Below are 8,995 nucleotides of genomic sequence, written 5' to 3'. Positions count from 1 at the left end.
AGATGTGTATAAGAGACAGCCTCCTCCCCCGCCCGTGCCCCGAGCACGGCGAGCGCGGTGTACGGCCCTCCCGGGCTCTCCGCGAAGCGGAGCACCTCCCGGCCGCCGCGCACGACCACCTCGTACTCGCCGGCGGAGAAGGCGTCGTAGGCGTCCACCGGCAGCGCGTCGCCGCACGTCGCCACCTCGTGGAACAGCAGCCCCTCCCCCTCCAGGATCGTCAGGCTCCGGTGGTGCCAGCTCAGGGTCCGGATCACGACGCTGTGCCCCGGGACGTCGAGGTACCGGTACTCGTCGACGGTGCTGACCGCGGCGAGCATCAGCAGCAGGTAGCCGACGGGGAGGGCGGCCAGGAGCAGCGGCACGGTGACCATGTGCACCACGGCGCGCAGCGGCAGCCATCGCAGCCGGTGCGCGAGCACGGCGGCCTGCAGCACGGCGACGAATCCGCATCCCCCCGCCAGCAGCGCGAGGAGGGCGCCGAGCTGGAGGGCATCGAACGGGCCGATCAGCAGCAGGTCCGGGGCGCTCCGGTCCAGAGCGGCGAGCGCGCAGCCGGCGCCGACCAGCAGCCCGAAAAGGGTGATCGGCGCCCAGGTCAGAATCCGTCGCCAGGGCACCCCTCCACGGTCCCGCGCCGGCGCGGCCGCCCGCATCGCCCCTCCGGCGGAGACGCATCGCTCCTCAGGATGAGGCCGGGCGACCGGTCGTCACTGCCGGGCCATGGCGATCCTGAGCCGCTCCTCCGGGTCGATGAGGTGGTCGGCGTCCTCGACGCCGACGTCGAGCTGCACCCAGTGGATCCGGCCGGTGAAGCGGCTGGTCGCCGTCTCGTACTCGGACGCCACCGGGGTCCCCGACTCGTAGCCGATGTCCGTCGTCTCGTCGGCGGAGAACACCATCGCCTGGGTCGCGGCCACCCGGCCGGCCCCGACCTCGTCGCCGTCGTAGTAGAGCGTGACGTCTCCGCCCTTGCCGAGGCCGCCGCCGTCGTAGGCGAACTCGGCCCGGATCTGGTGCCGGCCCTCTGCGAGAGGGGCCGAGCCGGCGATCCGGAACTCGTGGATGCCGAGGACGTTGTAGACGAACGCGGCCCGCCCCTCAGACAGGTAGAGACTCCACCCGCCGAACCGGCCGCCCTGCGCGATGATCACGCCGCTCGCACGCGCATCCGGCACCTCGACCTCGGCGGTCACCGAGAACGACTTGTTCTTGATGCTGATCACGCTGTTCTCGGACAGCCTGCCCATCCCGGCGAAGAGGAGCTGCGAGGTGCCGCGGATGAGCGTCGGCCGCCCGGCCAGCTCGGGGTTCAGCCGTTCCGCGCCGCGATCGTCGATCGGCAGCACGTTGTACTTGGTCGCCTCGATCAGCCACAGCCGCTGCAGCTGGTGCAGCCGCTCCGGCTGCTCGGCCGACAGGTCGCGGGCCTGGCTGTAGTCGACGGCGCCGTCGTAGAGCTCCCAGACGTCGTCGTCGAACGCCGGGACGACGCCGCCCACCATCACCCAGGGCGTGCGGTGCTTCGTCACCGCGCTCCACCCCTTGTGATAGATCCCCCGGTTGCCGAACATCTCGAAGTACTGCAGGTCGTGCCGCTCCGGCTCGTCAGGGTGGTCGAAGGTGTACAGCATGCTCGTGCCCTCCATGGGCGACTGCTGCACGCCGTTCACCATCGTGGGCTCCGGCAGGCCGGCCGCCTCCAGGACGGTGGGTGCGACGTCGATCACATGGGTGAACTGCGACCGCCTCCCGCCCTTCTCCGCGATGCCCGCCGGCCAGTGCACGATGGTGCCGTTGCGGGTGCCGCCCCAGTGGGAGGCCACCTGCTTGGTCCACTGGAAGGGCGCATCCATCGCCCACGCCCAGCCGACCGCGTAGTGGTTGTAGGAGGTCGGGCTCCCGAACTCGTCGATCTTCGAGGTCAGGAACTCGGGGGTCTCGAGCGCGGCCATCCCGTTGAAGTTGGCCATCTCGTTGAAGGCGCCGTTGAGCGTCCCCTCGGCGGAGGCGCCGTTGTCGCCGACGATGTAGTAGATGATCGTGTCGTCGAGGATGCCCAGATCCTCGATGGTGTCGATCACGCGGCCGATGTGGTGGTCGGTGTGCTCCATGAAGCCCGCGTAGACCTCCATCTCGCGTTCGAGCACGGGCTTGAGCGCGTCGGGCATGTCGTCCCAGGCCGGGATCTCGGCGTGGCGCGGCGTGAGCTCCGCATCGGCGGGGATGACGCCCAGCTCCTTCTGCCGGGCGAACGTCTTCTCGCGCTGCACGTCCCAGCCGTCGGCGAACGCGCCGGCGTACTTGTCCGCCCACTCCTTGGGCACATGGTGCGGCGCATGCGTGGCGCCGGGGGCGAAGTAGACGAAGAACGGCTTCTCCGGCATCAGCGCCTTCTGGGTGCGGATCCAGTTGCACGCGTGATCGGCCAGGTCCTCGGTGAGGTGGTACCCCTCCTCCGGGGTCGCGGGAGGCTCGACCGGTGTCGTGCCGTCGTAGAGGGCCGGGTCCCACTGGTTGTTCTCGCCGCCGATGAACCCGTAGAACGTCTCGAACCCGCCGCCCGCGGACGGCCACGCGTCGAACGGCCCCATCGGCGACGACTGCCACACGGGGACCTCGTGGCACTTCCCGAACTGCGCCGTCGAATAGCCGTTGAGCTTCAGCGTCATCGCCAGCGGCGCCTTGGTGTTCGGCCGCAGCGAGCTGTTGCCGGGGGCCGAGGTGGCCGTCTCGGTGATGCTGCCCATCCCGACCGAATGATGGTTGCGCCCGGACAGCAGCGCGGCGCGGGTCGGGGCGCACAGGGCGGTCGTGTGGAACCGGTTGTACCTGAGGCCCCCGGCCGCCAGCCGTTCCGCGTTCGGCGTGCTGCACGGGCCGCCGAACGCGCTGGACGACCCGAAGCCGGCGTCGTCGATCAGGATGATCAGCACATTCGGCGCGCCCTGCGGGGGCAGCAGGGGCTCGATCGGCGGATAGGCGGTCTCCGGGTCCTTGGCGTCGTACGTCGTCAGGCCCGGCCGCGGCCGGTCCGGGATGGGCAGGATGGCGCGGGCATGCCGATCGGGCTCCATGTCGTCCTCGCGATCAGAAGCGGCGGCGCCGGCCGGGCGTCACGGCGGCCGCCACGACGGCGGTCTTCGCGACGGGAGCCGGACCGGGGCTCGCCACGGCCTTCGTCACCACGGCGGCTTTGGCCACGGGATGACCGACCACCCCGACTCGTCCTACTCGTGCTGCTCGTAACATCTCAGGACTTCCCTTCCGGCTGGACCTCTTCGTCGAGTTCTTCCCACTCCGCTTCGGCTTCGAGCGCGTCCACGATGGACTGGCTGTGGATCCGGCCGTCCGCGAGGAGGCGCCCGCCCGCCCTGCGCGCCGCCGCGGCGAACGGGCCGGCCCACACGTTCTCGTAGACGATGACGCCGGCCACGCTCCCCGGCTCCATTGCGGCCGCGAGATCGGCCACATCCTCTTCGGCGAGGAAGTCGGCCAGCTCGGCCGCCAGCTCCTGCAGCGGACCGAGGTCGTCGAGGTCGGACAGCTCGGCCACGTCCACCGACCCGTCGGCGTCCTTCATCAGGACCATCGCATCGACCAGCCGGATGGTGCCGGACTCGACCAGCCGGGCCAGCTCCTCCAGGACCTCGCCCGAGAAGTTCTGCCGTCCCTCCGGGAACTCGATGATGATGAAGTCCACCGGTGCGGCATGCTCCGTCATGTCGTCCGTCACGTCGTCAGTCACGATGTCTCCTTCGCCGCGGTGTCGACAGGCAGCGGCCCTGCCGGTCGGACACTTCGGACGCTAACCCGCGCCGCTCGGCCCGGTCGTCACCCGATCGGGGTGACGACTGCCATCTGGCCGACGTGCATGGGGAGGTGCGACACTGAGCACCCCGAGGAGGGAGGGAGCTCATGGGAACCAGCCCGCACTCGCTGCGGCGGGTGCGCGCGCTCGGCTCCCTCGCCCTCCTGGCGGCCTGGGACGGGGAGACCGCCCGGGCCGGCGAACTCGGCCGGGAGGCGCTCGCCACGGCGGACATGGTCGGCGCCCGCTCGCACCCGGCGACGGTCGGCGCACTCCTGGCGGGTGCGCTCGTCGCCATCACGCGCGGCGACCGCCCGCTCGCGGAGCACGACCTGCGGGAGGCCGACCGCCGGACCGCCGTCGATCACCGCTCCCCGACCGCGTGGATCGCCTACGCGATCGGCTGCGAACTCCACAGCGGCGCCGGAGACGAACCCGCCGGGCCGCAGCCCTCCGGCTCGCCGCCACCCCTCGTCGCCGACGCCCTCGTGTCGCTGCGGGCGCGGCGCCAGCGGTTGAGCGGCAACCCGTCCGCGGCCAGGGCCATGCTCGCCGATCGCTCGTCGCCGTCGAGTCCGGTGCTCTTCGAACGCGGCCTGGCGTGCCTGGCCCTGGGACGTGTCGACGAGGCCACGGAGGCGGAGCGGCTGCACGCGGACCTCCCCGGCCGGGAGTCCCCGCTGCCGAGGACGAGGAGCCTGCTGCTGGCGACCTCCCTCGCCGCCATGCACGGCCGCACCCCGCGGACGGACGCCCTGCTCGTCCAGGCGCTCCGGATCGCCGACGAGCACGGCCTCGTCTCGGTCTTCGTCGATGCGGGTCAGGAGATCACGTCACGCATCCTGGGGCTCGGCCTGCCGTCGCTGCCGCCGATCGCGACGCGGGTGATCCGCGCCGCGTCGGCGGCCGCCCGGGCCGCCGCCGGCGCCGGGCTGGCGGAGCCGCTCACCGACCGGGAGCGCGAACTCCTGGTCCTGCTGCCGACCGGCTTCACCAACACCCAGCTCGCGGAGCGGTACTTCGTCTCCGTCAACACCATCAAGAGCCATATGGCCCACATCTACCGCAAGCTGGAGGTGTCCACCCGCAGCAGCGCCATCGAGCGGGCGACGCTGCTGGGCGTCATCACGCCCTGGTCGGACGGGTGGCCGCCCTCCGCCGGGTGACCCCGCTAGGCCGCCGCCAGCGCCTTGGTCTTGAGCGCTTCGAACTCGGCCGGCGTGATCGCTCCGCTGTCGAGGAGCCGCTTGCCCGACTCGATCTCGCTGGCGGGCGACCCCCGTCCCGCCGCCGAGCGGATGTACTGGTCGGTCTCGGACTGCGCCTGCGCCGATCCCGCAGCCGCACGCTGCGCCATCCGCCCGCCGCGGGCGATCAGGTAGATGAAGGCCGCGAGGAACGGCGCCACCACCAGGAACAGCACCCACAACGCCTTCGCCCAGCCGCCCAGCTCAGGATCGCGGAACACGTCGATGATCACCCGGATGAAGATCGTGATGCAGGCGAAGACGAGGTAGAACCAGAAGGACCAGACGAGGAAATCCCAGAAAGACATGGCAACTCCGTTCGCTTCGCGGAGCGGCCTTCACTTCGCGTGCCTGACGGTACGTCGCGGAGCGTGTCCGCGGGAAGTGCCGGGTTTCGCCGGCGGATCGGGTTACGCTCGCGCCATGGCGCATCTCGATGGAGTGACCTGGCCTCCCGCCCCGATCGTGACGGACCGGCTGGTCCTGCGGGCGGCCGAGGCACGGGACCGCGAACCGATGCTCGACCTCTTCAGCGACCCGCTCGTGAACGCGTACGTCGGCGGGGCCGAGCCGCGCGAGCACCTCGACGAGCTCATGCCCGCGGTTCCGGGGCAGCGGGCCGGCTTCTTCGTGGTGGAGCTCGACGGCGCGATGATCGGCATCGTCACGCTCGACCAACGCGAGGACGACCGGCCGGGTCCTGTCCGAGACGGTGGCGGCGAGGCCGAGCTCGGCTACATGCTGCTGCCGCACGCGTGGGGCGCTGGTCACGCCACCGAGGCCTGCGCCGCGGCGATGGCGTGGTTCCGGGCGGCGCGGCCGACGGAGCCGCTGGTCGTCTCGACGCAGCTCGCCAACGAGGCGTCGCTGCGCCTCCTCGAGAAGCTCGGCTTCCAGGAGGTGGCGCGCGGGGAGAAGCACGGCGCCGCGCAGTGGTTCGGGGTGTGGCCGGCGCGGGTGGAGCATCAGCCTGTCGACAGCCCGAGCGCCGCCTGGAACGCGTCGAAGTGAGTGCGCCAGACGGTGTGCGCGGCGCCGGGGATGCCGACCACCTCGACGTCGCGGCGCCGTAGCTCCGCCACGATGTCCGGCGTCACATAGCCGCTGGGCTCGCTGCGGATGACGAGCGAGCCGGCGGGCGGCCACCAGCGGCCGCCCGGTCCGGCCGCGACGGCGGCAGCGGTGGCCGGATCGAAGCGCTCGGCCGCGCGCGCCTCCACCTCCACGTCGCGTTGGGTGAAGTCCGGACGCAGGCGGAGCGCGGCCGCCGTGCGCCCGGCGCGCTCCTGCTCGTACTCGCGTCGCGTCTGCTCGGCGTCGTGACCGCCCCGCGCTAAGAAGGGGGCGTCGACGAAGACGAACCGCCGCGCCGTGAGCTGCGGCGCCGCTGCGGCGAGCACGAGCCCGCCGAAGGAGTGGCCGATCGCGAGCGCATAGCCGCCGTCGCCGACGTACAGGGCCGCCGTGCGGGCGACCTGGCGCCCGACGGACTCCAGAGTCGCGCGAGGATCCGGCTGGGATCCGCCGTGCCCGGGGAGGTCCACCGCGACGACGCGGTACCCGCGGTCGACGAGCGCCTCCGTGACGCGCCACCAGCTCTCGCCGCTGCCCGCCATGCCGTGCAGGAGGAGGACGTGCTCGGTCCCCGCACCGGACACCGTCGCGTGAAGCACCATCGCGGCATTCAATCACGGGCCACATGCGATGCGATGATGACCCGGTGGAGCTGACGACCTACGGCGCGGACGGCGCCGCCGGGCAGGCGGGACTCGTCCACTCCTTCTACGCCTCGGAATACCCGCCAGGACCGGACTTCGCGGACTGGCGGGACGGCCTCTGGCACCGCCACCGCACGCGGCCCGGATTCCAGCTGGTCGTCGCACGCAGCGATGACCGCGCCGCCGGGCTGGCGTGGGCCTACCTCGGCGACCGCGGTCAGTACTGGTCCGACGCGGTGGCCAGCGCGCTGCCGGACGTCGCAGCCGACTGGATCGGCGGGCACCTCGAGATCGTCGAGCTCATCGTCGCGCCGCGCTTCCGGCGACAGGGGGTCGGGAGGCTGCTCCTGACCACGCTGGTCGACGGATCGGCGGCGGATCGGGCCCTGCTGAGCGTGCGGGACGACGCGATAGCGGCGCGGTCGCTGTACCGCTCGCTCGGCTGGCGCGAACTGGGGAGGCTGGGGCAGGACATGACCGTCATGGGACGGGCGCTCCGGGCCGGGTGAGGTCACCCGGCGTCCAGGTCACCCGGCGTCCAGGTCACCCGGCGTCCAGGTCACCCGGCGTCCCCGAGCCCGCCGTGGCGGTGGATCGTACCGTCGCCCGGAAGCTCGAGCACCGCATCCACCCCGATCCGTTCGAGGAAGCGGTGGTCGTGGCTGACCACCAGCAGAGCGCCCCGGTACGCGTCGAGCGCCTCGGCGAGCTGCTCCACGCTCGCGATGTCGAGGTTGTTGGTCGGCTCGTCCAGGACGAGCAGCTGCGCCGGCGGGCTCATGAGCAGGAGCATCGCCAGCTGCACGCGGAACCGCTCGCCTCCCGACAGCGTCCCGGCCGGGCGCTCCGCCGCGCCGCCGCGCAGCAGGAGCCGGGCGAGCTGGTTGCGGATCTCGCCGGGAGGCGTCTCCGGCGCGACCCGCCGGACGTTCTCGACCGCACTTCTCGCGTCGTCCAGCTGATCGAGGCGCTGCGGCAGGTAGCCGACCCGGTCGGTGAGGAGGGTGCCGTCCGGCACGACAGCGCGCCCGCCGTCCGTGCGGTCGAGCAGGCGCCCGATGAGGGTGGACTTCCCGGCTCCGTTGCGGCCGATCAGGGCCACCCGCTCCGGCCCCTGGATGATGATCGACTGCGTCGCGTCACGGAGTTCGGCGATGCGACGGCCCCGGGGCACGTCCGGGTCCGGGAGCGTCAGGTGGATGTGCTCCTCGTCCCGCACGCGTGCGTCCGCGGCGTCGACGGCCGCCTGCGCCGTGGCGATCCTGTCGTCCATGCCGGTGCGCATGGCGCCGGCGGACGCCTGGGCCCTGCTCGCCCGGTTTCCGGCCAGGATCCGCGGGATGCCGCCGCCCTGCTGCGTCTTCGCGGCCGTGCGCTCGCGGCGCGCGAGCTTGGTCTCGGCCTCGGCGCGCTGCCGCTTCTCGACCTTCAGGGCCTGCTGCGCGGACCGGGCGGCCTGCATCGCGGCGGCCTGCTCCTGATCGAGGTGCTCCCTCCAGGCGCTGTACGGACCGCCGAAGACGTCCAGCCGGCCGGCGTGCAGCTCGGCGGTCGCGTCCATCCGCTCGAGGAGTTCGAGGTCGTGGCTGACGACGATGAGCGTCCCCGGCCAGTCCGCGATCAGCTCGCCCAGGGTCGCCCTGGCACCCCGGTCGAGGTTGTTGGTGGGCTCGTCGAGGAGGGTGATCGCGGTTCGGCGCAGACGGAGGCCCGACACGGCGATCAGCATCGCCTCGCCCCCCGAGATCGCGCCGACACGCCGCTCCAGGCCGTCGCCGTCGAAGCCGATCGCTTCGAGGCTCCGCGCGGCACGCGCTTCGATGTCCCAGTCGTCGCCGACGGCGTCGAAGTTCGCCGGGTCGGCATCGCCGCCCTCGATGGCTCGCAGAGCGCGGAGGGTGGGCCCGATGCCCAGCAGGTCGGCGACGGTCGTGTCCTTCTGCAGGGTGATCGCCTGCCGGAGATGGCCGACGTCTCCGACGGTGTCGATGCGGCCCGTCGTCGGGGCGAGCTCACCGGCGATGAGCCGGAGGAGGGTGGACTTGCCGGCTCCGTTGCGGCCGACGAGTCCGGTGCGCCCGGTCGTGAAGGTGCCGTTGAGCCGGTCGAGCGCCTGGATCCCGTCGGGCCAGGTGTAGCTGAGGTCGTGGAGGGTCACTGCTGCCGGGTTCGGCATGGTCGATTCCGATCCGCCCGCAAAGGGGCCGTCGAGGGGAGGC

At 72.2% G+C, this 8,995-nt stretch carries 9 protein-coding genes; 3 read left to right on the top strand and 6 right to left on the bottom strand.

The window, feature by feature from the left end:
* The 3 genes from ACR9ZG_RS07575 to ACR9ZG_RS07565 form a co-directional block, all read right to left on the bottom strand.
* The coding region (locus ACR9ZG_RS07575) for a hypothetical protein (protein WP_481284215.1) at positions 1-620 on the bottom strand (620 nt) is incomplete at its 3' end.
* A gap of 90 nt (positions 621-710) precedes the next feature.
* The gene (locus tag ACR9ZG_RS07570; protein WP_481284214.1) at positions 711-3,077 is read right to left on the bottom strand and encodes an arylsulfatase; all 2,367 of its coding nucleotides are present in this window, start codon (positions 3,075-3,077) and stop codon (positions 711-713) included.
* Between the two features lie 176 nt (positions 3,078-3,253).
* Positions 3,254-3,748, bottom strand: a complete 495-nt coding sequence (locus ACR9ZG_RS07565; protein ID WP_481284213.1) for a DUF6325 family protein — start codon at positions 3,746-3,748, stop codon at positions 3,254-3,256.
* 170 nt (positions 3,749-3,918) lie between these two features.
* Between ACR9ZG_RS07565 and ACR9ZG_RS07560 the strand changes: the two genes are divergently transcribed.
* Positions 3,919-4,977: a LuxR C-terminal-related transcriptional regulator gene (locus ACR9ZG_RS07560; RefSeq protein WP_481284212.1), complete on the top strand. Its 1,059-nt coding sequence runs from the start codon at positions 3,919-3,921 to the stop codon at positions 4,975-4,977.
* A gap of 5 nt (positions 4,978-4,982) precedes the next feature.
* On the opposite strand, the gene ACR9ZG_RS07555 is transcribed toward ACR9ZG_RS07560, so the two are convergent.
* Positions 4,983-5,366 carry a hypothetical protein gene (locus ACR9ZG_RS07555; protein WP_481284211.1) on the bottom strand — a complete coding sequence of 128 codons (384 nt, stop codon included), beginning with the start codon at positions 5,364-5,366 and terminating at the stop codon, positions 4,983-4,985.
* Between the two features lie 115 nt (positions 5,367-5,481).
* Here ACR9ZG_RS07555 and ACR9ZG_RS07550 point away from each other — a divergent pair, with 115 nt between their 5' ends.
* Positions 5,482-6,069, top strand: coding sequence for a GNAT family N-acetyltransferase (locus ACR9ZG_RS07550; RefSeq protein WP_481284210.1), 588 nt, complete (start codon positions 5,482-5,484; stop codon positions 6,067-6,069).
* Here the strand turns inward: ACR9ZG_RS07550 and ACR9ZG_RS07545 are convergent.
* Positions 6,024-6,734 carry an alpha/beta fold hydrolase gene (locus ACR9ZG_RS07545; RefSeq protein WP_481284209.1) on the bottom strand — a complete coding sequence of 237 codons (711 nt, stop codon included), beginning with the start codon at positions 6,732-6,734 and terminating at the stop codon, positions 6,024-6,026. The two genes, ACR9ZG_RS07550 and ACR9ZG_RS07545, sit on opposite strands and share 46 nt — an antisense overlap.
* Before the next feature lie 23 nt (positions 6,735-6,757).
* Between ACR9ZG_RS07545 and ACR9ZG_RS07540 the strand changes: the two genes are divergently transcribed.
* Complete coding sequence (locus tag ACR9ZG_RS07540) at positions 6,758-7,285, top strand: N-acetyltransferase family protein (protein WP_481284208.1); 528 nt, start codon at positions 6,758-6,760, stop codon at positions 7,283-7,285.
* 50 nt (positions 7,286-7,335) lie between these two features.
* Here the strand turns inward: ACR9ZG_RS07540 and ACR9ZG_RS07535 are convergent, their stop codons facing one another.
* Entirely contained in the window at positions 7,336-8,952 is a 1,617-nt protein-coding gene (locus tag ACR9ZG_RS07535; RefSeq protein ID WP_481284207.1) for an ABC-F family ATP-binding cassette domain-containing protein, read from the bottom strand.
* Positions 8,953-8,995 lie beyond the last annotated feature (43 nt).

This window comes from Leifsonia sp. KNZ12-8B (assembly GCF_056755495.1).
Note: the sequence above shows the minus strand (reverse complement) of the source record. Positions and strands in the feature narration are given on the sequence as shown.